The 702-nt window shown below is 49.6% G+C and carries 1 protein-coding gene; it reads left to right on the forward strand.

Annotated elements, in window-relative coordinates; genetic code table 11:
• Positions 1 to 521 precede the first annotated feature (521 nt).
• The coding region (locus ACQY8X_RS20985; protein ID WP_428037072.1) for a hypothetical protein at positions 522 to 702 on the forward strand (181 nt) is incomplete at its 3' end.

Consider the following 702-nt stretch of genomic DNA (forward strand, 5'->3'; position numbering starts at 1 on the left):
AAGGTAGGTGGCCAGGCATCCAGACCATGTGGCCAAAAGCTCTCCAATTTGTCCTCGAGGTGCGGTGATTAAGATAAAGAGGAAGATAGTAGAAGGGAAAGAAGGGAAAAGAGGGGGAAGGTGGCCTGCTGGCCAAAAATCTTTGGCCGGGCAGCCACACTTGGCCTCCACTCAACTCCCACTTTCATTCTTCACCATATCTTGTTCCCCTCATGCTAACTCAAAGTGTGGTCGGCCGGCTGTGGCGTTGGACCGGCCGGCCCTTGAGCCCCCTTGACTTGTGGTTTGGCCCCACGTGGTCTACGTGTCACAAACATTCCTGTAGTGACACTATCTTTGGTAGAATTTCAAATGTTCTTGTAATTTCTTGAAATGCTCTAATTTGGCACCTATGTTCCTGAAATCAGATAAACATTAAAACTGTGGAACTAGGTTAGTAGACAAGGTGAATACATGGTTATTTTATACTTTTACTCGACATGTTGGCGCATGAAATCAGTGTTTTATGAGCACCAACATGTATGAATGAGTATGAGAGGCTGGCCATTACAGTGGGCTTGGACAGCGAGAGGCTGGGTCACGAGAACCATGCCTTCCGCCAGGAGACAGTCCATGTCCTTGACAAGGACCTGGAGCTGTCGTCCGGGTACCACCGCTTGAGCGAGGTTGAGCGAGAGATGAGCCACACTCGTGCTCAGCTGC

The sequence above is a fragment of the Amphritea sp. genome (assembly GCF_050300915.1).
Lineage (GTDB): Bacteria > Pseudomonadota > Gammaproteobacteria > Pseudomonadales > Balneatricaceae > Amphritea.